This is a genomic window from Undibacterium sp. Ji83W, assembly GCF_049340385.1.
Lineage (GTDB): Bacteria > Pseudomonadota > Gammaproteobacteria > Burkholderiales > Burkholderiaceae_D > Undibacterium.
This window is the reverse complement of record NZ_JBMPOZ010000090.1, coordinates 1-212: the sequence shown is the minus strand read 5'-3', so window position 1 is coordinate 212 and position 212 is coordinate 1. Positions and strand designations below refer to the sequence as shown.

Genomic DNA, 212 nt, shown 5'->3' with positions numbered 1-212 from the left:
GATGTTGACGGCAGACACGGACAGGATGCCAGTCGCCGCATCGTAAGTCGAGCTTAAAATGCTAGGCACAGCATTGGAGACGGTGATGCCGTTGCCAGTCAGGTCCTGGATGTTGCCACCGGTGATGACGCTGTTCCAGTCGTCTGCTGCAGCAAGATTATAAGTTGTGGAACTGCTGGCGGAAGATGTGCCGTTTTTATTGAGCAAGGCAT

The 212-nt window shown here is 53.3% G+C and carries 1 protein-coding gene; it reads right to left on the bottom strand.

Annotation, left to right across the window (positions count from 1 at the left end; all coding sequences use genetic code 11):
• A partial coding sequence (locus tag ACO0LD_RS31875) for a hypothetical protein (RefSeq protein WP_423013562.1) occupies positions 1-212 on the bottom strand: 212 nt, incomplete at both ends.